This is a genomic window from Ruegeria sp. CDSC051, assembly GCF_059610665.1.
In genome coordinates this window covers 87,933-112,155 of the sequence record NZ_JBXWOC010000004.1, presented here as the reverse complement: position 1 = coordinate 112,155, position 24,223 = coordinate 87,933, and the positions used below count along the sequence as shown (strand labels likewise).

The following is a 24,223-nucleotide window of genomic DNA, read 5'->3' as shown; positions in this document are numbered from 1 at the left end:
GAAAAGCAATGAACGAGAAACCTGACTTTTCGAAAAACGCCAATATGGCCAGCACCGCCCCTGCGTTTTTGTCCGTATGGGACATGCATTCATACTATGGCGAAAGCTATATCGTGCAGGGCGTCAGCTTTAACGTGCACGAAGGTGAAATTCTGGCCCTGCTGGGCCGGAATGGTGCTGGCAAGACCTCGACGCTCAGATCCATCGCGCGGGTCAGTGACCCCGAGGTGCGTCATGGTGAGATCTGGCTGGATCACAAGCCGCTGCACAAAATGACCAGCTATGAGGCTGCCGCCGCAGGCCTTGGCCTTGTGCCCGAGGATCGCCGTATCATCCCCGGTCTGACGGTCGAAGAGAACCTGCAACTCGCCCAGATCGCTCCACCTGTCGGCTGGTCGCTGGAACGGCTTTATGAGCTGTTCCCAAGGCTGGGTGAGCGCCGCAAGCAAGAAGGCATTACCCTGTCTGGCGGAGAGCAGCAGATGCTGTCGATTGCGCGGGCTTTGGCACGGGACATCAAGGTGTTGCTTCTGGATGAACCCTATGAAGGGCTTGCCCCGGTGATCGTGGATGAGATCGAAAAGACTCTGCTTCACGTCAAACAGCAGGGTATGACCACGATCATTGTCGAGCAGAACGCGGTGCGCGCCCTGGAATTGGCGGACCGTGCGATCATTCTGGATACGGGCAGCATCGTGTTTGATGGAGCCGCCAGCGAGGTGTTAGAGAATCCACAGCTGCGCGAGGAATATCTGGCAATCTGAACATGCGGATTCAGAAATTGTTCTGAACCGTCGGGCGGGGTGTTCATCCCCGCCCGTTTTCGTTGTTCAGCTTTCGATTGGCGGTGTCCTGGGTCCGGGTCACCAACGGAAAATGACAATATTCAACGAATTTCTAGAATTTACGGATAATTTATTATTTAATTTCAACACTCTATCTAGGGCTACGGGAAACCCCCTATATCTTTGATTGGAGCGATTCGTTAACTTCAAATCATCCAAGGAGTTTCCAAGGACCTACCACTTTTCCCCCTTGAGGGGCTGGCTACTTACCCCCTCGGCCGGCCCCTCACTAGTTGGGGGACATCAACCCAATTCCCCCAAAAGCTCACTTACGAGCGCAGGCACTTCGTGCCAGTCGGCGAAGTTACAGGTATGATACAGTTCAGAAACCGGGCTTTTCCGATAGCCTTCCGTGAATAGCAAAAAGGGCACCTGGGCCCGTTCAGCGGTTTCTGCATCGACCTCACTGTCACCCACGAACAGGCGCGGACCTATAGCGGCCACTGCGCTAAAACTTGCCTCAAGATGGGCTGGGTCTGGTTTGCGCGTGGCCAGGCTGTCACCACCCAGGGTGGCATCGAAATGATGGGTCAGGCCCATCGACTTCAGAACATGGTCAGCCGGTGCTTTGGGTTTGTTTGTACAAACACCCAGAACACAACCCATCTGGCGCAGCTGTTCAAGCGCTTCGGCCACGCCAGGGTAAACGACGGTTTTGTCGCTGGAGGCTGCGTTGTAGTGGGTCAGCGTCAGTTCCGATAGCTCGGCATGGCGATCCATAGGCAGGTCGCAATGAAACATCATACGTTCTACCAATTTCGGGAGGCCATTGCCGACGAATTGTTTGATCGTGTCCTGGGGCAGGGGCGGGACACCAGTGTCCCGCAGCATTGCATTCGCAGCGGCGGTGATGTCCGGAAGGCTGTCGACCAGTGTTCCGTCCAAATCGAACATAATTGTAGCGCTCATTGAAATCCTTGCCTCTGAAGCTGCACCGCAAGTCCTAACTGGTGTGTTCAGGCAGTGCAATTCAACCCGGTTGCGAGAGTGGGATATTGAGGCTTGACATACCTGACTAAAATAATCAGATTATATTTCGAGCCGTCAGCAACCCCGGAATCGGGCCAGCCAGATACCCGAAAAGTAAACCGATTAGGCGCATTGCCTGAAACCCTCCGGAGTGATCCTGATGAATGTTCAGAACCCGAATCCCAGCCAGTCTTTTGCCGTATCAATGCTGCCTGCACATAAGGCTGAAGATCTGACCAAAGGGGGCAATCTGGCCCATATCGAGTTGGGCGATCAGCTGTACACCCTGCGCATCACGCGCGCGGGCAAACTGATCTTGACGAAATGAGCGCGCCTGTAGCCCGGGGTGGCGCGACCGTTGGTCGTCTGTCCGACCTAAGCCCTGTCGAGGCCGGTGCGGTCATGTATCTGCGCCTCTGGGGGGACGGAATGCAAACGCGTATGGATGCGGCGCAGGACTTTCAGATCGCCCTGGGTACGGATCAGGGCCGGGCAGCGATGTTGACGCTGGACCGGCTGTGCTCGCTTTGTGCCCATCACGGGCGGCGCCCGCTGATCCGGCATGGGTTGGGCTGTGCCTGCCTTGGCGCGGATGAAAACTGTTTCGCCCAGATGATTGCGGCGGCATCAGAAGGCGCGCGCGAAGACGCTATGATGATGGCGTCCCTGATCGTCCGTCCCGATTTTGCCCCCGCATTGGCCGCTTTGTCTGAGGAATTAGGGCTGGCTTTGCGACGCATGACGGTCTCGATCCCGATGCCAACCTCAAGACATCAGAACCCCACTGCCACGCTGCACTAAGCAGCAGGGCAGGTGCAGAACCCCGGCGAATGCGCGCCGGGGTTCCGTGCCCTCAGCAGCAGCCGCACCCTGCGTGGTGATGGTCATGATCGCATGAGGGTGGCGGGCTGTAATCACCAACTTCTGCCAGCACATCCCGTAATGCCCACAGGATCATGTCCACATCTTCCGCTTCGATCGTCAGCGGCGGGCGAATTTTCAGGATGCTGTCCTTTGGGCCTTCGCTGCCAATAAGAATCCGGTGGTCGCGCATCCGGTTCTTGACATATTTGCAGATCTCACGGCCCTCAGAGCCATCGGGGTTGATCAGTTCGACTCCAACGAACAGGCCCATGCCGCGCACATCACCGACAGATCCGAAATCGGTCTCGATCTGACGCAGGCCTGTCATCAACCTGTCGCCCATCAGGCGGGCATTGTCCTGCAAGCCTTCATCATCGACGATATCCAGAACTTCTTTGCCGATGCGGCAGGACAGGGTCGATCCGCCAAAGGTCGAAAAGAACTCGATCCCGTTGTCAAAGCTGCGGGCGATCTCTTTGGTAGTAACCAGAACGCCTAATGGATGACCGTTGCCAATGGGTTTGCCCATCGCCACGATATCCGGCAGCGCGCCTTGATGCTCAAAGCCGAAATAATATTTGCCCAGACGCCCCAAACCTGTCTGCACCTCGTCGGCGATGCAGACACCACCAGCGGCGCGGATTTTATCATAAACCGCGGGCAGATAGCCTTTGGGTGGTATGATCTGCCCGCCAACTGAAGGGAAGGTCTCGGCAATGAAACCGGCAACGCCCTGACCTTTGTCCTGTAGGGCTGCAATCGCTGGGTCCACTAGATCTGCAAACTTCTGGGCGCGATCGGGGTCGTCGCGCCGGAAAGACCCTCGGTAGTCATCCGCGACCTCAACCAGTTCCACCCAATCCGCCTGACCAACTCCGCCCGGTTTGTTGAACTTATAGGCCGAAATTGCCACCGCGGCGTTGGTATTGCCGTGATACCCATGATCGGGCGTCACGATCCCTTTGGCGCCGGTATGGGCGCGGGCCAGCCGCAGGGCGAGCTCATTGGCTTCGGTGCCGGAATTCACAAAGAAGCAGACCTCGAGGTGATCGGGCAGCTTGGACAGAACCTTATCGGCAAAAGCCGTCTGGGCCGGATGCAGATACCGAGTGTTGGAATTCATCCGCTTGAGCTGATCTGCTGCGACAGCCTGAATGCGCGGGTGGGCGTGGCCCACATGGGGTACATTGTTGTAAGCATCCAGATAAGGGCGACCCCATTCGTCAAACAGGTGATGCTTCCAACCGCGTACCAGCATGACTGGATCGTCATAGGTCAGGGACAGGTTGCCTCCGAAGTGGTCCTGCCGTCCCTGCCGGATCGCCTGTTTATCGGTCGGCCGATAGAACACCTTGTCATCGGGAAGGTTCAGCAGAGCCGCCGGATTCGGGCAGACGGCGTGCCACAGTTCAAGCTCGTCAGGGTCGCCAACACCCGGCCAGTTGGCCTGCATCCCGTTCGTAGTCAGGGCCAGCTGGAAATGTACATGTGGGGCCCAGCCCCCGTTCTGTGTGACATCCCCAAGCCGTGCAAACGCCGCTCCCTGTGCGACTGGATCGCCCGGATTCAGCCTGTCGCAGACCTCGGGGTCCAAATGTCCGTAGAGTGTATAGAACGGATCGCCTTGGGGTGTTTCGTGATGCAGGATCACCACCCCGCCATAGTCAAGGTGACTGTCGCGGTTCTCGACCGCCTCGACCCGGCCACTGATCGGGGCATTCAGGACAGTGCCGGCAGGCGCGAACACATCCACCGCCAGATGCACGGTGCGTCGGTCCGAAGCTTTCCATGGCCCTTTGCGGAACCCCGGCTCTGCGTAAATCAGGCGGGGTTCATTGTAATATCCCAACCAGAAGTCTGTGCCATATTCCTCGCCAACACGTGCCGCCTCGGCCAGGGGCATGTGGAAAGGGTTTTGCGGCCACACCGAGTTTTCGACCGATAGCGAGCCCATGGGCACATCTATTAGACCCTGTCCAAACATCTCGGCGAATTGACCGCGATGCGCGGACAGATAGGCATGGATGCGTTCGGCCCCATCGGTGACCGGCAGACTACAGGCGACGCGCAGGCGCGCTGGCATCAATCCGCCATTGACGCTGTGGTCCTCAAGAAACCGCCAAGCCGGCGCCTGACTGATAGTGACATAAGGATCATCCGGGTTTTCAAGGGCCATCAGGGTCGAGTTCACAACCGACACAGCCAGTCGCATCCGCAAGAGAGGCCAGATCAGTTCGACTTCGTCCGCGCGCAGGGGGTTTGCCGCCTGATAGCCGCGCACCAGTGCCGCCAATGCGCGTTCGGGTTGCGGATGATCCAATACGATATAGGCCCCGGCAATCGCCAGATCGCAAACGCGTGGCGCGGCACACATATCGCCAAGGTCAATCAAGCCCGACACCCCCGGGCGCTGGCCAGGCTCTGCTTCGACCAGAACGTTATAGTCATTGGCGTCATTATGAATCGCCTGACTGGGCAAGCCTGCCAACTTGTCTGATATCGCATTGAATTCGGAACATATCTCGGCCAGCACTGCCTGTCGCGCGGGGCTACTAACGGTGTCCAGATGCTGTTCGATCCACCCTGCCTGCGTCAGATTCCATTTGAAATCGCCCCGGGCCAAACCCTCATGCGTGAACCGCTCTAATGCGCGGTCTGTAGCACCCAGAACGCGACCCAGCTTTAGGATCAACTCTTCGGGTTTGGGTGCCGATTTCGCATAGCATTGCCCAGGCAGGCATTCCAGCAACCAAACAAGGCGCGGTACCCCCTCGTGATCTTCGATCCTGGGCAGATAACCCCCCTGCAAATCGGGAAACACTGTAGGAAATGGCAGCCCCGGTGCTTCTGAGGCGATATGTTCCAAGGCTTTGACCTGGAGGTCCACAAGCTCTGCTTCGCATCCGGGGCGCATGACTTTCAGAACATAATCCTGTCCGTTGGTTGCCCGGACCAGAAAATTAAGATCGTATTCGCCGTCCAATCGGGTCAGCCGTGCGTCCAGCCCCCAATTTTGCTGCAAAGCATCAGCCCAAAATGCGATGATGTCGTTCATTTGAAACCCTGTCCCAGTAAACCGGGGTCCTTTTCATCTGGCTAAAAATATCTTCGGGAGTGAATTGGCCCTGCGGGCCAAGAGGGGGGCAGACAGCCCCCTTTTCCCGTTACCCCAATGCGCGCAACCGTTTAATAAGCGAGGACGTATCCCACCGATTCCCGCCCATTTTCTGCACATCCTTATAGAACTGATCAACCAAAGCCGTCACCGGCAGGGATGCCCCTGTTTCATCTGCGGTATCCAAGCAAATTCCCAGATCCTTGCGCATCCAGTCCACCGCGAAACCGTGCTCGAAATGATCGTCCAACATGGTTTCATAGCGGTTCGCCATCTGCCAACTGCCTGCGGCCCCCTGACTGATCACTTCCACAACCGCCCGGCCATCCAGCCCGGCTTTTTCGGCAAAATGCAGCGCCTCGCTGAGGCCCTGAACCAGTCCGGCAATGGCGATCTGGTTGCACATCTTGGTCATCTGACCGGCGCCACTGTCCCCAATGCGGCGGCAGATTTTGGAATAGACCTGCATAATGGGCTCGGCCGCGTCATAGGCAGCCTGATCCCCCCCGCACATGATCGACAGAACGCCGTTTTCGGCACCGGCCTGTCCGCCCGAGATCGGCGCATCTACAAAAGCGATTCCTGCAGTTTTCCCGGCACCATAAAGCTCTCGGGTTACCTTTGCCGAGACGGTCGTATGGTCGACGAAAACCGCGCCGCTGGACATTGCGCCGAAGGCGCCATCGTCGCCGGTGCAGACCATGCGAAGGTCATCATCATTGCCCACACAAGCCATGACAAACTCGGCTCGCTCAGCCGCCTCGCGCGGGGTAGCGGCCATTGAGCCGCCATATTGGGCGACCCAAGCCTCGGCCTTAGCGGTGGTTCGGTTGAAAACCGTGACCTCATGACCTGCAGCCTGCAGGTGGCCGGCCATTGGATATCCCATGACACCCAAACCAAGGAACGCAACTTTTGCCATTTGGTGAACCTCTCTGCTGTCCAGGCCCGGTCAGATGCCGCAAGCCGGATTGTTTGGCAGAGACAAAGCAAAGCTGAAGACAAAGGGCAACCCCGCGTCAGGGTTGTCCGCCCAAATCCTTCAGGATCGGACAATCAGGCCTGTCGTCGCCTGCGCAGGCGTCAATTAAATGACCCAACGTATCGCGCATCGCATTAAGGTCGGCGATCTTCGCTTCGATCTGGACCATATGCGCGCGGGCAACCTTCTTCACATCTGCACTTGCGCGGGTTTCATCCTCATACAAGGCCATCAGGGTCCGGCAATCTTCGATCGTAAATCCCAATGCGCGGGCCCGGCCCAAAAAGTTCAGTTTGTGCACATCCTGACTGCGGAACCGGCGATAGCCATTATCATCGCGCAGCGGTTTGATCAGTCCGATATCTTCGTAATAGCGGATGGTCTTGGCCGGGAGACCGGTTTGGTTGGAAACGTCGCCGATATTCATGACGTCACCATTTGTGGAGCCGCCGTTTGTGATTCCTCGGGCAGGCTGGCGCGAACCCTGCGAAGTCGCAACGCGTTGGTGACGACAAAGACGCTGGACAAAGCCATGGCTCCAGCCGCCAGAACCGGGGAAAGAAGCGGGCCGCCAAAAGGATACAGCAGCCCGGCGGCGACGGGGATCAGCAAAACGTTATATCCAAACGCCCAGCCCAGATTCTGACGGATATTGCCCATAGTACGGCGGCTGATTTCAACCGCATTGGCGACCCCGCGCAGATCGCCCGACATCAGCACCACATCCGCCGTTTCAATCGCCACATCCGTGCCAGTTCCGATTGCAATGCCGACATCCGCCGCAGCCAATGCCGGGGCGTCGTTGATCCCGTCTCCGACAAAGGCCAGCTCTCCGAACTGGTCGCGCAGGGCGTTGATTGTGGCGAGCTTTCCGTCCGGCAGGACCTCGGCTGTGACATGATCGATGCCCAGCTTGTTTGCCAAGGCCTGCGCAGTCAGGGCGTTGTCCCCGGTGACCATCGCCAATGTCAGGCCCATCGTGTGCAGCCTGTGCAAAGCTTCGATCGTGCCCGGTTTGACCGGATCCGAGACCGTAAGAAGTGCCGCAGCCTGACCGTTGATCGCGACGAACACAGGTGTCGCCCCTTCGGCGGCATGCTGGTCGGCCTGTTGGCTCAACGCGGATAGATCAATGCCGTTCTGCGCCATTAATCTGGGTGAACCGATCAACAGATCGTGCCCATCAACGGACGCGCGCGCACCCAGCCCGGTCAGCGATTCAAAACTGGAAATGGGGGGAAGGTTCGCCGGTCCGGCCCGCGTGATTGCCGAGGCAATCGGGTGTTCAGATCGCGACTCGACCGCAGCAGCCAGCCGTAAAACGGTGTCGCTGTCAAACCCGTTCGTGGTCGTGACATTCGCCAGTTCGGGGCGCCCCATTGTCAGCGTCCCGGTCTTGTCCAGCGCGATGATTTTGACCTGTTGCAGTTGCTGTAACGCATCGCCTTTGCGAAACAGGACGCCCAGTTCGGCGGCTCGCCCAGTCCCCACCATGATCGAAGTCGGAGTCGCCAACCCCATGGCGCAAGGACAGGCAATGATCAAAACCGAAACACCTGCGACCAATGCCATCGGCAAGGCAGGAGCGGGGCCAAAGACCAGCCAGACCGCAATGGTCAGTAGGGCAACGCCAATCACAACGGGAACAAACCACGCCGTGATCCGGTCGACTAGCCCCTGTATCGGCAACTTGGCACCCTGAGCTTGCTGAACCATCTGGATCACCTGCGCCAGCACCGTTTCGGACCCAACCCGCGTGGCGCGCACGCGCAGCGCGCCCGTGCCGTTGACCGTGCCCCCTATCACCTGATCTTCGGCCGATTTCCCTATAGGAACGGGTTCGCCGGTAATCATGCTTTCATCCACGTATGAGGTGCCGTCCAACACTTGAGCATCCACTGGGACGCGCTCTCCGGGTCGGATCTGCAGCACATCGCCAACCAGGATTTCGGATATGGGCCGATCGACCGTGCCCCCGTCCTGTTCTAGCCGGGCTGTTTTCGGTTGAAGCCCGACCAGTTTGCGAATAGCGGCCCCGGTCCGGCCTTTTGCCCGCGCCTCCATCGCGCGACCCAGCAGGATAAGGACCACGATGACCGAGGCGGCCTCGTAATACACATTTGCACTGCCTTGCGGCAGAACCTGAGGCGCAAAGGTGGCCAGGACGGAATACAGATAGGCGGCACCGGTTCCCATCGCGACCAGCGCATTCATATCAGGTGTCCCGCGCAGCAGGGCTGGGATACCCTTGGCATAGAACACCCTTCCGGGGCCGATCAGCAGAACCGATGTCAGCACAAACTGGATGAGATGGCTGGTCTGAAGCCCGATTGTCGCCTGAACCCAGTGATGAAAGGCTGGGATCATGTGCCCGCCCATCTCGAGTATAAACACAGGCAAAGCCAGCGTTGCAGCGATCAGGGTGGTGCGGATCAGCGCAGAGGCTTCGCCCGGTTTCTCATCGTTGCTTTCGGCCATCCTGGAAGGGTGCGCCGGATAGCCCGCTTTGGTGCTTAGCTGCGCCAGCTTCACAGGATCAGTTGCCCCGTCGGCAAAACGAATGGTCGCGGTTTCAGTGGCCAGGTTGACCCGAGCACTTATGACGGCCGGATCTGCGCAGAGTGCTCGTTCAATCCTTGCGACGCAAGAAGCACAATTCATACCGTCAATTTGCAGAACGGCTTCTGCCACTGACACCGGATAACCAGCTTTGTCCAGCGCGCCGGTCAGGTCGCTGATCGGCCCGTCATAAGTGACCTGTGCGGTCTCGGTTGGGAAGTTGACCGAAGCCTCGGTAACCCCGGGAACATTGCGCAACGCAGATTCCACGCGGCCTACGCAGGATGCGCAGTTCATTCCGGTGACCTTCAGTCTGATAGTATGTGGAGTGGCCAATCGACTCATCCTGTCCTGTTTCCAACCCTAGATGGGGGTTCCAGTCACAGGAAGGTCAAGGGCAGAGATCATGATTTAGGCACAATCTATTGTTTCGAGGGCCGTACGGTTCTTAGTCTTGGGCCAGTTTTTCCAGCAGCAGCGAATTATAAAGCGCGGGCGGGGATGTCCGAACAGCTTCGGGGGATGCGAAAAATCCCAGCATAAGAAAGGCAATCGACAGAGCGAAACCAAACAGGACTATGAAGGCTCGGTGCAGCGTTAACGTTATCATGGTGTCAGTCCTTAAATCACAAGTTGGGGAATGCCTGGCACTGGGGCTTATTTCTTATTTTCCAGTTCCCGTTTCAGCCGGTCATTTTCCGCCTGAAGTTGGGCCAGCTGCTGGCCCAATTCGTTCAGGTGGGGGCGCAGCTCGGCCTCGGTGAATCGTGGGGTAATGTGACTTGGGCAATTCCAGTCCAGACCTTCGACCTTGATAATGACGGCGCGCTCGGCCGGGGTCTGGGTGCCTTCGGGGGAGAGGCTGGCAGCCGCCGCAGCGCCTTCGGCAATTTCGACACGCCCAAGTATTTTCAGGCGTCGCTGGTTGGCATAATCCATCAGGATCAGCGCAACCCGGTCATTGCCATCCAAATTCCCGCGCGAGATATACTGTTTGTTGCCCGAAAGATCAGCATACCCGATGGTCTGCGCATCAAGTACTCGTAAAAACCCCGCGGGTCCGCCACGATACTGCACATATGGCCAGCCGGTCTCGGACACGGTTGATTGGTAGAACCCGTCGCGGGCCTCGATGAACTCTTTTTCGGCGGCTCTAATTTCGTGACCCTGCACAGGGCCGCTTTCCAGGAATTTCGCATAGGTTTTTGCCGATCCCATCCTTTCTTGATGGATGAGAACGGCAGGCGTGAAGGTTAGTTTGGAAAAAGCACGTGGCATAATAGGTCCTTTCTACAGGCCCAGATCAGACAGGTCGGGATGGTCGTCAGGGCGCGGACCAAGAGGCCAAAGGAAAACCCGATCCTGTTGCCTGATCGGAAGGTCGTTCAGCGAGGCATGACGTTTGGCCATCCGACCATCCCTATCGAATTCCCAGTTCTCGTTACCATATGAGCGGAACCACTGGCCGCTGTCGTTCCGCCATTCATAGGCATAGCGCACGGCAATACGGTTTTCCGAATAGGCCCAGAGTTCTTTGATCAGCCGGTACTCCTGCTCATTTCTCCACTTGCGGGTCAAAAGCGCGTGAATTTCAGCATGGCCCGCGACAAACTCCGCCCGATTCCGCCATTGGCTGTCCTCGGTATAGGCGGGCGTCACGATATCCGGATCGCGGCTGTTCCAAGCATTTTCAGCCATGCGGACCTTTTGTGTAGCGGTCTCAGCAGTGAATGGCGGCAGAGGGGGGCGGCTCATGTCATGGTCCTTCAGGTCAGCGATGCAGCGAGCAGCGCGAGGGTCAACAGAAATGGGATGTACTGGCGGTTGAAGGGGCTGGTACGGCGTTTCATGACGGCTCCATAGTTAACTGATCGGTACATCGTGTCGTTAAGGTGTACTGATCGGTACCTCTTTGCAAGGGGCGCCTGTAAAATATCTAAAATTTTTCTCTATCCAGGTGGAAAATAAAGAGAATTTCCTGAACATTGGTGGCCCTTGCGGATTATGGAGGGTACAATTATGTACAGATCGGTACGTATAGGAGGCGAATCATGCGCCCAAACAAAAGGGATGAGCTGGTCCGCAAGGCCCTGAAGGTCTTTTATCGTGACGGTTTTCATGCGACCGGCATGGACAAGCTGGTGGCTGAGACGCGTGTGTCGAAGACTTCGATGTACAAACATTTCCGCACCAAGGAAGATCTGATTCTGGCGGCTTTGCGTCTGCGGGACGAGAATTTCCGCAACTGGTTCATGCGTCGTGTCGAGGAATTGGCCGACACCCCTGCGGACCAGTTGATTTCAAGCTTTGATGCACTGGGCGAGTGGTTCGCCGAAGACGGGTTTCGCGGCTGCATGTTCATCAAGGCTGGCGCCGAGTTCCAGGAGAAGGAGCACCCGATCCACGTGCAGGCGGCGGAACACAAGCGGTTGTTGTTGGAATATTTCACGGATCTGGCCCGCAAAGCCGGTGCCTTCGACCCTGAAAGCCTGGGATGTCAGATTCTTCTGCTGAAAGAAGGGGCAATCGTGACGGCGGTTCTGTTGAAAAGCTGTGATCCCGCGCAAGATGCCAAAGCTGCAGCGCGGGTCTTGCTGGAAAACGCGTTGGCCGCACCGATCCCGTGACCCGGCGAAATCTTCCAAAAGACGTTGCGTAGCGTTTCATCCAACGCATTGGATTAATTGCCGGTCCAAATTACGCTGGCAGCAAGTTGATCTTGGAGGATGCGCAATGTCTCTTATTACCCCTACATCCAGCTGGGTGTCCGAAGAGCACCAGATGTTTGCCGAAATGGCGGACCGTTTCATGCAGGACGAACTGGTGCCCAATATCGAGCGCTGGACCGAAAACGGGGTTGTTGATCGTGCGTTCTGGCGCAAGGCCGGTGACATGGGACTGATGGCTGGCGCGATCACCGAAGATCACGGTGGTGTCGGTGGTGGCATGGGATTTGATGCGCTGACCATGTACGCCCAGACCTCGCACGGAGATTCCGGTTGGGGCTATGCGATCCAGTCGATTGTCATCCACTATATCACCGCTTATGGCAGCGAAGATCAAAAGTTGAAATGGCTGCCGAAACTCGCCTCGGGCGAGATGGTCGGCGCGCTGGCCATGACAGAGCCCGGAACCGGTTCGGATGTGCAGTCGATCCGCACAACTGCGGAAAAGAACGGTAACTCCTACTGTCTGAACGGGTCCAAGATCTTTATCACCAATGGGCAATCTGCGGACTTGATCCTTGTGGCCGCAAAGACCGACAAGACCCAAGGGTCGAAAGGGGTATCGTTGGTCGCGGTCGAAACGCAGGGCGCAGATGGGTTCCGCAAGGGGCGGAACCTCAAGAAACTGGGCATGAAGTCCAATGACACGGCCGAGCTGTTCTTTGAGGACGTCAAGGTCCCGATGACAAACCTGATTGGTGCGGAAGAGGGGCAGGGTTTTTACCAGATGATGCGGCAACTTCCCTGGGAACGCCTGACGATTGCAATCGGTGCCCTGGGTGCGATTGATTTCGCGATTGCCGAAACAGTGAAATACACGCAGGAGCGCAAAGCCTTCGGTCAGCGCGTGATGGATTTCCAGAATACCCGCTTCAAGCTTGCCGAGTGTAAAACCAAGGCCGAAGTGCTGCGCAGTTTTGTCAACGACTGTATTGCCCGACTTGAGGCTGGAACTTTGGATGCATCGACCGCGTCGATGGCCAAATACTGGGGGTCTGAGGTGCAGAATGAGATCATGCACGAATGTCTGCAGCTGTTTGGTGGCTATGGGTTCATGATGGAATATCCGATTGCTCGGCTTTACGCGGATGCGCGGGTTCAGATGATCTATGGCGGGACAAATGAGATCATGAAGGAACTCATTGCTCGGTCGTTGGACACATAATCCTGTTCGGAACGCTCCCGCCCCGCAGTTTTCTAGGGTGGTCGGAATGGCCCGGTCACGAGATTTGGTCGACTTGGCCTTGCAGCCAAGAACAGAACGACTTCAGCGGCTCGGATGCCACCCGGGATTGCGGCCAGACCAGAAAGAAATCGCCCAGACTGACGCCCGGGCCTTTCCAGGCGGGAACGAGTCGCCCGGTTTTCAGGTCGTCTTCGACCAGATAGCTGGGCAGCAGCGCCACCCCAAGCCCATGAATTGTGGCTTGTCCCATGGTCGAGAATTGGTCGAACAACATGCCGCCAAGCCCTGATGCCACAAGCCCTTGTGCGGCAAACCATTGCTCCCAGGCATCAGGGCGCGTTTCCAGGTGCAGCAGCGGGGCATTCATTAGCCAGTCAATCTGTTCCGGGTTTTTGGGCAGAATTTCCGGAGCGCAAACCGGTACAACATTTTCACGCATGATCGGCAGGTAGTTGACGCCGTGCCAATCTCGACGCCCGAAATGAATCGCGGCGTCGAAATGTTCCGTTTCGAAATCGAAGGGGCGAAGCCGGGTGTTCAGATTGACGGTCACCTCGGGATGTCGGCGAGCAAAGTCCTGAAGACGCGGCGCCAGCCAATGCATCCCAAACGCCGGCAGGATCGACAGGTTCAGCGATCCTCCGGTCGGATTGGCTCTGAGTTTTAGGGAGGCCTGCGCCAGTTGGTGCAAGCTTTTGCGCGCGACCTGAACGTATTCTTTTGCCGCCGGGGTAAGCTGCAGCCGCATCTGGGTTCGCTGGATCAGTTCGATGCCCAGCTGTTCCTCCATCGACTTGAGCTGTCGGCTGATGGCGCTTTGGGTCAGCGAAAGCTCTTCCGCTGCCGCTGAAGCACTGCCAAGGCGGTCAACGGCCTCGAGTGCCAGCAGAGAGGGGATAGACGGCAGAAAACGACGGGGGGCGATCATATGATAATTCCTCATACCTTTCGGATGGAATATCACTGGCTTTTAGGGCCCGCCAGCCCGATACCAAATGAATATTTTGGTCAAGAGAGACGTTGGCAGTGTCCAGGGAAATCGGTGCAGATAGTTTTAGGCGTGCAGACAGGCTGCGCGGGATTGAGTTGTCAGAGATTGTTCAGATCTCTGAGCAGGCTGCGCGCCTTAAGGCGCAGGGTGTCGATGTGGTCGCGCTCAGTACCGGCGAGCCTGATTTTCCGACCCCTGAACATGTGGTCGAAGCGGCTCATCAAGCGGCGCTGGCCGGGCAAACACGGTACCCGGCGACGGCAGGGGCGCCGGACCTCCGGGCGGCCATAGCCGAGGACGCCGGTGTGCAGTCGCAAAACGTGATCGTCTCAACCGGGGCCAAACAGGTTTTGTCGGGCGCGCTGATGGCAACGCTGGACCCCAGGGATGAGGTGATCACCGCCGCGCCGTTCTGGACCAGCTATGCGGATATGGTCAGACTGTCCGGCGGAGTTCCGGTCGTTCTGGACTGTCCTGTGTCTCAGGGGTTCAAACTGACCCCAGCACAGCTTGAGGCCGCAATTACGCCGCGCACTCGCTGGCTTTTGCTGAACACGCCCTCAAACCCGACCGGCGCGGTCTATACTGAATCGGAAATGCAGGCCCTGGGTCGTGTTTTGGACAGGCATCCCAATGTTTGGGTGATCTCGGATGAGATTTACCAACACCTGACCTATGTTCCCTTCACGCCATTTGTTCAGGCCGTGCCGCATCTGGCGGATAGAGTGCTGACCGTAAATGGAGTTTCCAAGGCCTATTCGATGACCGGGTGGCGGATCGGTTGGGGAATCGGGCCATCACCCTTGATCAAGGCGATGACCGCTGTTCAGGGGCAGATTACATCAGGCGCATGTTCCATCGCGCAGGCGGCAGCATTGGCTGCGATTACCGGGCCGCAAACGCTTTTGGGCGAACGCCTGCAGGCGATGCGAGCACGCCGTGATCTTGTGGTTGCTAGGTTGAATGCCGCGGGTCTGGAGTGTGCCGTTCCGGATGGCGCGTTCTATGTCTTTCCCAAAACACCGGCTGAAATGCCGGTCGATCATGAATTCTGCCGGTATCTGCTGGACGAAGTCGGGGTGGCCCTGGTGCCGGGGCGCGCCTTTGGGATGCCGGGCCATCTGCGGCTTTCTTTTGCCTATGGCACCGAAAGCCTGCAAGAAGGGTTGCGGCGCATTTCTGTTGCGACCGCCAGATTGAAGTAGAGGGGCCGCCATGGATCGCGCTCAGATCGTTCATGAGAATTTCCTGACACGTGTGGCGCAAGGCCACCTGCCTGACGGCGCAGCCCCGCGCCCCGGACTTAGCAATACCGAGGCGGTGTCGCTGTACCGGTCGCAGGTTCTCAGCCGGGCGTTGGACCGTACCAGCCGCGCGATGCAGAAGGCGGGGCAGGGGTTCTATACTATCGGCTCGTCCGGGCATGAGGGCATGGCTGCTGTCGCCCATGCTCTGCGGCCCACAGACATCGCGTTTCTGCACTACCGGGATGCCGCGTTTCAGATCGCGCGTTCCGAGCAGGTGCCGGGTCAGCAGATCGCCTGGGATATGTTACTGAGTTTTGCCTGCTCGAAAGAGGACCCGATCTCGGGTGGTCGGCACAAGGTACTGGGCTCGAAGGCACTGATGATCCCGCCGCAGACCTCGACAATTGCCAGTCATCTGCCCAAAGCTGTGGGTGCGGCCTATTCCCTGGGTGCAGCGCGGCGGCACCCGCCCGAACATCGCGAGCTGCCACAGGACGGGATCGCGATGTGTTCGTTCGGGGATGCGTCGGCCAATCATTCCACTGCGCAGGGGGCGATCAATACGGCGGGGTGGACCAGCGTACAGTCGACCCCTTTGCCCCTGTTGTTCGTCTGTGAGGATAATGGGATCGGTATCTCGGTCAGAACGCCAAAGGGATGGGTTCAAGCGTCGATGCAGCACCGGCCGGGGATCAAATATTTCCAGGCCAATGGTTTGGATATTTTCGAAACCTATGCGGTTGCGAAAGAGGCGGCGGAATACGTGCGCACTCGGCGCAAACCGGCTTTTCTGCATCTAAGAACCGTTCGGCTTTATGGCCATGCGGGGGCGGACGTCCCGACGACCTATATGGCGAAATCCGAGGTCGAAGCTGATGAGGCTAATGATCCGCTTCTGCATTCGGTGCGGCTGTTGGATCAGGCCGGGGCGTTATCGTCGGATCAGGCGCTGAAGATATATCAGGATACCTGCGCCCGCACCGACAGGATCGCGGCCGAGGCCGTGACCCGCCCACATCTGACCACTGCGTCCGAGGTCATGGCCAGCCTGATCCCGCCGGAACGCACCTGCAAACCCACCAATGGTCCGGGGGCCGAGGCCCGTGCAGCCGCTTTTGGCGGCGACATGCGCGCGATGGACGATCCCCAGCCGATGAGTCGTCTGATCAACTGGGCGCTGACCGATCTGATGCTGGAACACGCCGAGATCGTGTGCATGGGCGAAGATGTGGGACGCAAGGGTGGCGTCTATGGCGTGACCCAAAAGCTGCAACAGCGGTTCGGCCCGGATCGGGTGATCGACACGCTGTTGGACGAACAGTCCATCCTGGGGCTGGCCATCGGTATGGGGCATAACGGCTTTGTCCCGATCCCTGAAATTCAGTTTCTGGCCTATCTCCACAATGCCGAGGACCAGATCAGGGGCGAGGCCGCGACCTTGCCCTTTTTCTCGAACGGGCAATTTACCAATCCGATGGTCCTGCGGATCGCCGGGCTGGGATATCAGAAGGGTTTCGGGGGGCATTTCCACAACGACAACTCTCTGGCCGTTCTGCGCGATATTCCGGGTGTGATCATTGCCTGCCCCTCGACCGGTTCGGACGCGGTGCAGATGCTTCGAGAAGGCTTAAGGCTGGCCCGCGAAGAGCAGCGCGTCGTGGTATTCCTGGAACCCATTGCGCTTTATCCGATGCGCGACCTCCATCAGGCACAAGATGCCGGATGGATGACGACCTATCCTTCACCGGATCGCAGCATCCGCCTGGGCGAGGTCGGGGTACAGGGGGACGGCACCGATCTGGCGATTGTGACCTATGGCAACGGCCACTACCTGTCGCAGCAAGCCTTGCCCGAACTTGAGGCCGCAGGAATCCGAACCCGGATTATCGACATGCGATGGTTGGCTCCATTACCTGCAGAAGCGTTGCGCGAGGCCACCAAAACCTGTGCGCATATTCTGGTCGTTGACGAATGCCGCCGGACTGGAAGCCAGTCAGAGGCGCTGACAACTTTCTTCGTCGAAGAAAGCCCCGGCACCCCAATCGCCCGGGTAGTGGCAGAAGACAGCTTTATCGCGACCGGGCCTGCATATGCTGCGCCATTGCCGTCAAAGGATAATATTGTCGCCGCTGCGCTCAATCTGACTGGAAACCGCTCATGACCCGCACTGCCGTCGTGATCTGCCCGGGTCGGGGCACCTATAACAAGGCCGAGCTGGGGTATTTGCACCGTCATCACGCAAACCGGATGCAGATGATTGGCGGGTTTGACGCCATCCGCGCCAATGCGGGGCAAGCGGCAGTCACGGCGCTGGACGGTGCCGATCGGTTCACGGTCAGCAAGTATTCGCGTGGAGATGTGGCCTCACCTCTGATCTACGCGGCATCTCTGGCTGATGCTCAGGTGCTGGCCGATGACATTGAAGTGGTGGCTGTCACCGGCAACTCGATGGGCTGGTACATCGCCCTCGCCGTCGGAGGCGCGGTGTCGCCCGAGAATGGCTTTCGTGTGGTGAACACAATGGGGACGCTGATGCAAGACCACCTAATTGGTGGGCAGCTCGTATACCCGTTTTCAGACGATAGCTGGGTGGCTGATCCTCAGCGTAAGGCTGAATTGCTGGCGGATGTGGCGCAGATCAACGCGCAGGACGGTCAGGTGCTGGCATTGTCGATTGATTTGGGCGGAATGCTGGTTCTAGCGGGTAACGAAGAGGGCTTGCGCGCGTTCGAGGCATCGTGGCCGAGTGTGCAAGACAGGTTCCCCATGAGGTTGGCAAATCACGCCGCATTTCACACCCACCTTCAAGCTCCGGTGGCTGCGGAAGGGCGCACGCAACTTGGTGCGGAGCTGTTCAAACAGCCTGACCGGCCTCTGATCGACGGGCGTGGCAAAATCTGGTGGCCGGGTGCGACGGACACGCAGGCACTGTGGGATTACACCCTGGGGCATCAGGTGACCGCGGCCTATGACTTCACCCACGCAATCCAGACCGCCGCGCGCGAATTCGCGCCTGACCTGTTCATCGTGACAGGCCCCGGAGCGACTTTGGGCGGTGCCGTTGCGCAATCGCTGGTTCTGGCCGGGTGGCAGGGGATGTGCGATCGGGCAGCGTTTCAGTCGCAGCAAGAGGCGCGGCCTTTCCTGATCGCGATGGGGCGTGAGGATCAAAGGGCTCTTGCGACGACCTGATCCCGCGTCCTAATGGTTTTTGACACCGCAAGGAGTCCGCATTGAGCGACTACGATCAATCCCTTTGGCTACACACCTGCCGCGAGCATGTGGAGAGCGCCCCGCTGACCAGCGATTTGTCTGTGGACCTTGCGGTGATCGGCGGCGGTTATACTGGCTGTTCCGCGGCTTTGACGGCCGCACGGGCCGGTGCCTCGGTCTGTGTGCTTGAAGCGCAAGAGATCGGGCATGGGGGGTCTGGGCGCAATGTGGGGCTGGTTAATGCTGGGCTCTGGGTACGCCCTGCGGAAATCTGCGCTCATCTGGGGGATGCGGCCGGAACACGTCTGATCGAAATCCTTGCGGCGGCCCCAAGTGAAGTATTCAGCGTGATCCAGACACATGGGATCGAGTGCGAGCCGATGCGCGCGGGCACGTTGCATTGTGCGCATTCTGGCTCTGGTCTTGCTGATTTGAAAATACGCCATGCACAGTTGCGTCAGGCAGGCGCTCCGGTCGAGTTGCTGTCGTCGGACAAGACGTACCAGCGCACGGGCAGCGCCACCTTTCGTGGAGCTCTGTTCGACCCGCGCGCCGGAACGATCCAGCCGATGGCATATGTGCGTGGTCTGGCCCGCGCGGCTGCCGCAATCGGGGCACGCGTTCACACGCACAGCCCAGTGATGACGATGCGCCATGTCGATGGCCAGTGGCTGTTGGAAACCCCGCAGGCCACGGTGCGCGCCAAATCAGTGATCCAGGCCACCAACGCGTATCATAAAAACCTGCCCGACACGTCGCCGGCCTATGTTCCTGTCTCGTATTTTCAATTCGCCACCGCGCCTTTGTCCGACAATCTGCGCGCCAGTATTTTGCCCGGAGCCGAAGGATGTTGGGATACCGGCCTGATCATGACCTCTTTCCGAATGGATCACGACGGGCGCTTTATCCTCGGCGCAATGGGCAATCTAGAACATGCGGGCAGCGCCGCGCATACCGGATGGATCAAGCGCAAACTGTCAGAGCTTTATCCTCAGCTTGCGGATCAACCCTTGCAGCAGGGATGGCATGGCCGCATTGCGATGACCTCGGATCACATTCCCAAGATCACTCGGATCGGACCGGATGCGGTTTCGATCCATGGCTATTCAGGCCGAGGTATCGGGCCGGGCACGGTGTTTGGCCGTATGGCGGCTGAGAGCCTTTTGGCAGGGGATCCGGCGTTGCTGCCAGTTCCCGCTGTGGCGGAACATACTGAACGCTGGACCCGCCTGCGTCACGCCTACTTTGAAACCGGTGCTGCACTGACCCATTTGATCAAGGCGCGCTGATGTCAGCTGCTATGGCTTCGATCCTTCTGCGCAGCCAACGATGCGCTGGATCATTGGCCGACCTTTGGTGCCAGACCATGTAAAGCGGAACCGGGGTGCATTCGAAGGGCAAATGCGCACAGTCCAACCCGGCCAGAGGACCTTGTCTCATCAAGGCGGTATCGGTCGAGATCAACGAGCTGCCCCGCACAAAGGCTGGTATCGCGTTGAAATGGGGCAGGGTAACAATCGGCGCTCTGATCTGGCTTTGATCAACACCCCGCATGACGACACGGGCGTTGCGGCCATCGGCAAAGCGCACCTCGATATGGTCGCTCTCGCAGTAGGTCTGCCAACTGTTTGGCGGGGTGCAATGGCTGGCATCATAAAACATCATCAGCGGGCTTTCGAGCAGCCGTTTCTGGTAAATGTCCGGCCCATCCGGCGGCAGAGGGGTGACCATCAACTGACACCGGTCGCTGCGCAACAGGTCCGGATCGGGAACGCCCGATGGGATGAACTCTAACCGTAGCCGTGCACCCTCGGCGCGTGTGTCGCGCAACAGCCTTGGGAATATCACTTCGCGAGGCATGTCATTTGTGGCGATGCGAATGTCGATCTGTTCGGATAACGGGTCAAAGGGGCGACCGTCGGTCAAGGCACGCATCCCGTCCAGCACCGTTTGAATAGGGTCCTTCAGGGACAAGGCCCGTTCGGTCGGGGTCAGGCCCTGACCTGAACGTACAAACAACGGATCGCCCAGCACCTGCCGCAGTTTGGACAGCGTGTGGCTGATTGCCGATTGCGTGACCCCCAGCCGATCGGCTGCTTTCGAGACCGAGCTTTCCTCGAGTATTGTCAGAAAGACCCGCAGGACTTTGCCGTCCAAATCAGTGAAATCATTTTTATTCATATTATTTATGATTAGGTATGAATGGTATTGCTGTCTACCGGGCATTAAGGGTCAGACGGGCAAGGGGAGGCACGCTATGGGAATCCGTTTCTTTTCAGACCGGAACAGGCCAGTTCATATGGGCGGCTACCCGCTAGAGCGGTTGGCGCGGCAGGACACAATGCCGGACCTGTCTCAGGTGACGCCTATGGGCGATCTTAGCTTTCGCCGACCCGACAAACCCCAAAGCATCGTTAATGCGATGGGTGAATTTCAGGCTATGATGGATGCGATCCGCAACGGGCTGGTGAACACGGCAATGGCCGATATCCCGTCAGAGCCGCGCGAACGTGCCAACCATTTGAAGGCCTTTGGTTATTTCAACGATGCGTCGATGATCGGATGCGGTCCGCTGCCGTCCGACGCGCTGTTGCCCGAGCCGCGCCGCAACCCCGATATCGACCGGCTGGCTGATGCCCTGAGGACACGGCAAACCAAGACGTTGGCCTCGGGCATTGATGTCATCATGGCGGATTTGAAGGACAGTATCGAGGCTGCGCCCAAGCCAATCGACACTCACCGCCATGCAATCGTGTTTCTCTACGAGCACAACCGCGACCCGGACCCTTCTGAACCGGGCGCCGATTGGATCACGGATGCGCAGGACCACCGCGCCTGTTTGTTGGCGACCGAAAATGCGGTGGTTATTGCCAACTACATCCGCCTGCTTGGCTTTGATGCGCGGGCGCATTCGGCGATGTCGTCGGATGTTGATCTGGGCAAATTGGCGGTCGCCGCAGGATTGGCCTCGGTCGAAGGTGGGCAGCTTGTCGCCCCCTGGCTTGGGACCCGGTTCGGGCTGGCCGTGGTGACGACCGAGTTGGAGATCGCTCATGACCGCCCGCTGTGCCCGATGGCTCAGCAACCGTGGTTTCGCACACAAGGACCGGCATGGTGGTTGGGGGCGGGTTTTGCCAAGAATGCGTTGAACCGAGACTCCTATGCCAAACGGCGCTATGTCGACGGCGCGCATCCCTTCGAAAAGCTTAAGCGTGTCGAAACGCCGACAACTTATATTGACGAGGAAAACGTTGCACGCGTCCCCAAACGGGCTGACATGTTTGCCCGGGCGCAATTCGGCGACATGGGAAAGTCCATGCAGGACGCCGCCAAGGGTGGGCATTATGTGCGCAAGGCGGCCCCCAGTTTCGCGCAACGGCGCGCGCTGGGCGCGTTTGTTCTACTGCAGGATGGCGACAGTGCCCAGACCACGCCACCGACAGATGCCGCCCGGAACGCCGCCAATATCAAGGCCGCGACCTATTTTCTGGGTGCGGATGCCGTCGGTCTCAGCCGGTGCCCCGATTGGGCGTGGTATTCACATGATGCTGCCGGAGAAGAGATCACGCCGCCGCATGATCAAGCCATCAGCATGATCATTGATCAGGGTTACGAGACCATGGAAGGGTCCAGTGGTGACGACTGGATTGCAGTGGCCCAATCCATGCGCGCCTATCTGCGGTTCTCGCTTTTGGGTGGGGTCGTTGCACAGCAGATCCGCAACCTTGGGTACAAGGCAAAGGCCCATACGGTGATGGATGGCGAAGTGCTGCAGCCTCCGCTTTTGCTGTTGTCGGGACTGGGAGAGGTCAGCCGGATTGGCGAGGTCATCCTGAACCCCTATTTGGGCCCGCGTCTGAAATCCGGTGCGGTCACAACAGATATGCCTCTGGCTCATGACAAGCCGATAGATTTCGGACTGCAGAGTTTTTGTGAAAGCTGCAACAAATGCGCGCGAGAATGCCCCTCGGGGGCGATCACCGCCGGGCCAAAACTGATGTTCAACGGCTATGAAATCTGGAAATCCGACAGCCAGAAATGCGCCACTTACCGGGTGACAACATCGGGTGGTGCGATGTGCGGGCGGTGCATGAAGACCTGCCCATGGAATCTGGAAGGCATCTTCAAGGAACGTCCCTTCCGCTGGGCCGCGATGAACTTCCCCCAAGCCGCGCCAGCGCTGGCGAAACTGGACGATGCGGTGGGCAATGGCGGCTTGAACGACACCAAGAAATGGTGGTGGGATATCGAATTGCAGCCCGACGGCGCGTATCGCCCGACCCAGCATCCGCTGAACCGGCGCAACCTGCAGACGGACCTTGCCCTGAAATATGAGGATCAGACGCTGGCGGTCTATCCCGCCTATCTGGCCCCGCATCCCTGGCCCTATCCTTTTGCCATGGACCGCGAAGCCGGGATTGCAGCTTATGAAGCGATGGTCACGGCAGAGGAGTACAAGGCACGCAAGGCCGCCGGGGACATGTCTGTTGTTCACAACTATTCGATCGCAGGTGATGCCCCTGTCATGCGGGTCGAGCTGAGCATGGTCGACCGGATGACAGATGATGTGACCAAATATGAGTTCGCGACGCTGGATGGCGCGCCGCTGCCTCAGTGGACCGCAGGCGCCCATCTGGACGTGCTGGTCGCGCCAGAGTTCCTGCGGCAATATTCAATGTCCGGCAATCCGGCGAACGCAGCGACCTATCAGATCGGTGTCTTGCGCGAGGATGAGGGGCGGGGCGGCTCGGCGCTGTTGCATCGGATTTTTACCGAAGGGCGCAAGGTTTTCATCTCGAAGCCGATCAACCATTTCGAACTGGATGAGACCGCCACCAGGACATTCCTGATGGGCGGCGGAATCGGTATCACGCCGATGATCGCTTTTGCCCACCGCCTGCACAGTCTGGGCAAACCCTTTGCGCTGCATTACTCGGCCAGTACCCGCGCCGGAGCGGGGTATCTGGACGATCTGGCTGCAATGCCCTGGGCCGATCACGTGCACTATCATTTCTCGGACGAAGGCACGCGCGCTGATTTACAGTCAATCCTGTCGGGATATCAGGCAGGTTGGCACGTCTATACCTGCGGCCCGGATCGGTACATGGAAGGCGTGATGCAGGCAGCGGAACGTCAGGGGTTCCCAGACGAGGCGCGGCATCTGGAGTATTTCTCCGTTCCCGAGCAGCCCGAATATGAGAACCATTCTTTCACGCTGAAACTGGCCAAATCGGGGCGAGAGCTGCAGGTTCCCGCCGACAAACACGCGGCGCAGGTGCTGAACGAAGCCGGAATTCAGGTCGATGTGAAATGTTCGGACGGAATTTGCGGCGTCTGTAAATGCGGTGTGATTTCAGGTGAAATCGAGCATAGGGATTTCGTGCTGTCGAACAAGCAGCGCGAAGGCGCAATCATCCTGTGCCAAAGCCGTGCTGCGGACCCGGACGGGGTGGTCGAGATCGACCTCTGATCCGAGGTCTGGAAACGACATTTCGGGATCGAAAAATAGGTCGTTCTTGCCATGGA

At 58.4% G+C, this 24,223-nt stretch carries 20 protein-coding genes; 10 read left to right on the top strand and 10 right to left on the bottom strand.

Annotation, left to right across the window (positions count from 1 at the left end; translation table 11 throughout):
- Positions 1–8: 8 nt before the first annotated feature.
- Positions 9–764, top strand: coding sequence for an ABC transporter ATP-binding protein (locus AC2FH0_RS11125; protein WP_142635758.1), 756 nt, complete (start codon positions 9–11; stop codon positions 762–764).
- Positions 765–1,088: 324 nt separating this feature from the next.
- Here AC2FH0_RS11125 and gph read toward each other — a convergent pair whose 3' ends face one another.
- Complete coding sequence (gene gph / locus AC2FH0_RS11120; protein ID WP_496701641.1) at positions 1,089–1,754, bottom strand: phosphoglycolate phosphatase; 666 nt, start codon at positions 1,752–1,754, stop codon at positions 1,089–1,091.
- A gap of 220 nt (positions 1,755–1,974) precedes the next feature.
- Between gph and hemP the strand changes: the two genes are divergently transcribed.
- Both hemP and AC2FH0_RS11110 read left to right on the top strand, forming a co-directional pair.
- Entirely contained in the window at positions 1,975–2,142 is a 168-nt protein-coding gene (gene hemP, locus AC2FH0_RS11115) for a hemin uptake protein HemP (RefSeq protein ID WP_142635762.1), read from the top strand.
- Entirely contained in the window at positions 2,139–2,615 is a 477-nt protein-coding gene (locus tag AC2FH0_RS11110) for a hypothetical protein (RefSeq protein WP_496751697.1), read from the top strand. The genes hemP and AC2FH0_RS11110 overlap by 4 nt, the downstream gene beginning before the upstream one ends.
- A gap of 52 nt (positions 2,616–2,667) precedes the next feature.
- Here the strand turns inward: AC2FH0_RS11110 and AC2FH0_RS11105 are convergent, their stop codons facing one another.
- From AC2FH0_RS11105 to AC2FH0_RS11075, 7 genes are all read right to left on the bottom strand, one after another.
- Positions 2,668–5,733: an aminotransferase class III-fold pyridoxal phosphate-dependent enzyme gene (locus AC2FH0_RS11105; RefSeq protein ID WP_496789338.1), complete on the bottom strand. Its 3,066-nt coding sequence runs from the start codon at positions 5,731–5,733 to the stop codon at positions 2,668–2,670.
- Between the two features lie 109 nt (positions 5,734–5,842).
- Positions 5,843–6,715, bottom strand: a complete 873-nt coding sequence (locus AC2FH0_RS11100) for an NAD(P)-dependent oxidoreductase (RefSeq protein WP_496700757.1) — start codon at positions 6,713–6,715, stop codon at positions 5,843–5,845.
- A gap of 97 nt (positions 6,716–6,812) precedes the next feature.
- Positions 6,813–7,202, bottom strand: a complete 390-nt coding sequence (cueR, locus tag AC2FH0_RS11095) for a Cu(I)-responsive transcriptional regulator (protein WP_142635768.1) — start codon at positions 7,200–7,202, stop codon at positions 6,813–6,815.
- Positions 7,199–9,679 carry a heavy metal translocating P-type ATPase gene (locus AC2FH0_RS11090; protein ID WP_496691711.1) on the bottom strand — a complete coding sequence of 827 codons (2,481 nt, stop codon included), beginning with the start codon at positions 9,677–9,679 and terminating at the stop codon, positions 7,199–7,201. Before AC2FH0_RS11090 ends, cueR begins: the two co-directional genes overlap by 4 nt.
- A gap of 103 nt (positions 9,680–9,782) precedes the next feature.
- Positions 9,783–9,944 (bottom strand): hypothetical protein, encoded by a 162-nt coding sequence (locus AC2FH0_RS11085; RefSeq protein WP_185956647.1) that lies wholly within the window; start codon positions 9,942–9,944, stop codon positions 9,783–9,785.
- A gap of 47 nt (positions 9,945–9,991) precedes the next feature.
- Positions 9,992–10,612 carry a pyridoxamine 5'-phosphate oxidase family protein gene (locus tag AC2FH0_RS11080; protein ID WP_496691710.1) on the bottom strand — a complete coding sequence of 207 codons (621 nt, stop codon included), beginning with the start codon at positions 10,610–10,612 and terminating at the stop codon, positions 9,992–9,994.
- Between the two features lie 12 nt (positions 10,613–10,624).
- Positions 10,625–11,089, bottom strand: a complete 465-nt coding sequence (locus AC2FH0_RS11075) for a nuclear transport factor 2 family protein (protein ID WP_496691709.1) — start codon at positions 11,087–11,089, stop codon at positions 10,625–10,627.
- Positions 11,090–11,385: 296 nt separating this feature from the next.
- On the opposite strand from AC2FH0_RS11075, the gene AC2FH0_RS11070 reads away from it, so the two are divergent.
- Both AC2FH0_RS11070 and AC2FH0_RS11065 read left to right on the top strand, forming a co-directional pair.
- Positions 11,386–11,961 (top strand): TetR/AcrR family transcriptional regulator, encoded by a 576-nt coding sequence (locus tag AC2FH0_RS11070; RefSeq protein ID WP_496691708.1) that lies wholly within the window; start codon positions 11,386–11,388, stop codon positions 11,959–11,961.
- A 106-nt stretch (positions 11,962–12,067) separates the two neighbouring features.
- Complete coding sequence (locus tag AC2FH0_RS11065; protein ID WP_496691707.1) at positions 12,068–13,225, top strand: acyl-CoA dehydrogenase family protein; 1,158 nt, start codon at positions 12,068–12,070, stop codon at positions 13,223–13,225.
- Positions 13,226–13,280: 55 nt separating this feature from the next.
- On the opposite strand, the gene AC2FH0_RS11060 is transcribed toward AC2FH0_RS11065, so the two are convergent.
- On the bottom strand, positions 13,281–14,174 hold the full coding sequence (locus AC2FH0_RS11060; protein WP_142635780.1) for a LysR substrate-binding domain-containing protein: 894 nt from the start codon (positions 14,172–14,174) through the stop codon (positions 13,281–13,283).
- Between the two features lie 98 nt (positions 14,175–14,272).
- Between AC2FH0_RS11060 and AC2FH0_RS11055 the strand changes: the two genes are divergently transcribed.
- From AC2FH0_RS11055 to AC2FH0_RS11040, 4 genes are read left to right on the top strand one after another with little or no spacing between them, the layout of a single operon-like run.
- Positions 14,273–15,442 (top strand): pyridoxal phosphate-dependent aminotransferase, encoded by a 1,170-nt coding sequence (locus tag AC2FH0_RS11055; protein ID WP_496789465.1) that lies wholly within the window; start codon positions 14,273–14,275, stop codon positions 15,440–15,442.
- 10 nt (positions 15,443–15,452) lie between these two features.
- Complete coding sequence (locus AC2FH0_RS11050) at positions 15,453–17,645, top strand: dehydrogenase E1 component subunit alpha/beta (protein WP_496789336.1); 2,193 nt, start codon at positions 15,453–15,455, stop codon at positions 17,643–17,645.
- Complete coding sequence (locus AC2FH0_RS11045) at positions 17,642–18,676, top strand: ACP S-malonyltransferase (protein WP_496709899.1); 1,035 nt, start codon at positions 17,642–17,644, stop codon at positions 18,674–18,676. Before AC2FH0_RS11050 ends, AC2FH0_RS11045 begins: the two co-directional genes overlap by 4 nt.
- A gap of 41 nt (positions 18,677–18,717) precedes the next feature.
- Positions 18,718–19,986, top strand: coding sequence for an NAD(P)/FAD-dependent oxidoreductase (locus AC2FH0_RS11040; protein WP_496789334.1), 1,269 nt, complete (start codon positions 18,718–18,720; stop codon positions 19,984–19,986).
- On the opposite strand, the gene AC2FH0_RS11035 is transcribed toward AC2FH0_RS11040, so the two are convergent.
- Positions 19,973–20,878: a LysR family transcriptional regulator gene (locus tag AC2FH0_RS11035; RefSeq protein WP_496789332.1), complete on the bottom strand. Its 906-nt coding sequence runs from the start codon at positions 20,876–20,878 to the stop codon at positions 19,973–19,975. The genes AC2FH0_RS11040 and AC2FH0_RS11035 overlap by 14 nt on opposite strands.
- Before the next feature lie 76 nt (positions 20,879–20,954).
- On the opposite strand from AC2FH0_RS11035, the gene AC2FH0_RS11030 reads away from it, so the two are divergent.
- On the top strand, positions 20,955–24,167 hold the full coding sequence (locus AC2FH0_RS11030) for a reductive dehalogenase (RefSeq protein WP_496789331.1): 3,213 nt from the start codon (positions 20,955–20,957) through the stop codon (positions 24,165–24,167).
- The last annotated feature ends 56 nt before the right edge of the window (positions 24,168–24,223 follow it).

Excerpts from the sequence above, each read along its gene's own strand:
- AC2FH0_RS11065 (WP_496691707.1), top strand. The coding sequence starts at position 12,068 with ATGTCTCTTATTACCCCTACATCCAGCTGGGTGTCCGAAGAGCACCAG.
- AC2FH0_RS11050 (WP_496789336.1), top strand. The coding sequence starts at position 15,453 with ATGGATCGCGCTCAGATCGTTCATGAGAATTTCCTGACACGTGTGGCG.
- AC2FH0_RS11090 (WP_496691711.1), bottom strand. The coding sequence starts at position 9,679 with ATGAGTCGATTGGCCACTCCACATACTATCAGACTGAAGGTCACCGGA.
- AC2FH0_RS11080 (WP_496691710.1), bottom strand. The coding sequence starts at position 10,612 with ATGCCACGTGCTTTTTCCAAACTAACCTTCACGCCTGCCGTTCTCATC.
- gph (WP_496701641.1), bottom strand. The coding sequence starts at position 1,754 with ATGAGCGCTACAATTATGTTCGATTTGGACGGAACACTGGTCGACAGC.
- AC2FH0_RS11125 (WP_142635758.1), top strand. The coding sequence starts at position 9 with ATGAACGAGAAACCTGACTTTTCGAAAAACGCCAATATGGCCAGCACC.
- AC2FH0_RS11085 (WP_185956647.1), bottom strand. The coding sequence starts at position 9,944 with ATGATAACGTTAACGCTGCACCGAGCCTTCATAGTCCTGTTTGGTTTC.
- AC2FH0_RS11030 (WP_496789331.1), top strand. The coding sequence starts at position 20,955 with ATGGGAATCCGTTTCTTTTCAGACCGGAACAGGCCAGTTCATATGGGC.
- AC2FH0_RS11045 (WP_496709899.1), top strand. The coding sequence starts at position 17,642 with ATGACCCGCACTGCCGTCGTGATCTGCCCGGGTCGGGGCACCTATAAC.
- AC2FH0_RS11035 (WP_496789332.1), bottom strand. The coding sequence starts at position 20,878 with ATGAATAAAAATGATTTCACTGATTTGGACGGCAAAGTCCTGCGGGTC.
- AC2FH0_RS11070 (WP_496691708.1), top strand. The coding sequence starts at position 11,386 with ATGCGCCCAAACAAAAGGGATGAGCTGGTCCGCAAGGCCCTGAAGGTC.
- AC2FH0_RS11075 (WP_496691709.1), bottom strand. The coding sequence starts at position 11,089 with ATGAGCCGCCCCCCTCTGCCGCCATTCACTGCTGAGACCGCTACACAA.
- cueR (WP_142635768.1), bottom strand. The coding sequence starts at position 7,202 with ATGAATATCGGCGACGTTTCCAACCAAACCGGTCTCCCGGCCAAGACC.
- hemP (WP_142635762.1), top strand. The coding sequence starts at position 1,975 with ATGAATGTTCAGAACCCGAATCCCAGCCAGTCTTTTGCCGTATCAATG.
- AC2FH0_RS11060 (WP_142635780.1), bottom strand. The coding sequence starts at position 14,174 with ATGATCGCCCCCCGTCGTTTTCTGCCGTCTATCCCCTCTCTGCTGGCA.
- AC2FH0_RS11105 (WP_496789338.1), bottom strand. The coding sequence starts at position 5,733 with ATGAACGACATCATCGCATTTTGGGCTGATGCTTTGCAGCAAAATTGG.
- AC2FH0_RS11100 (WP_496700757.1), bottom strand. The coding sequence starts at position 6,715 with ATGGCAAAAGTTGCGTTCCTTGGTTTGGGTGTCATGGGATATCCAATG.
- AC2FH0_RS11110 (WP_496751697.1), top strand. The coding sequence starts at position 2,139 with ATGAGCGCGCCTGTAGCCCGGGGTGGCGCGACCGTTGGTCGTCTGTCC.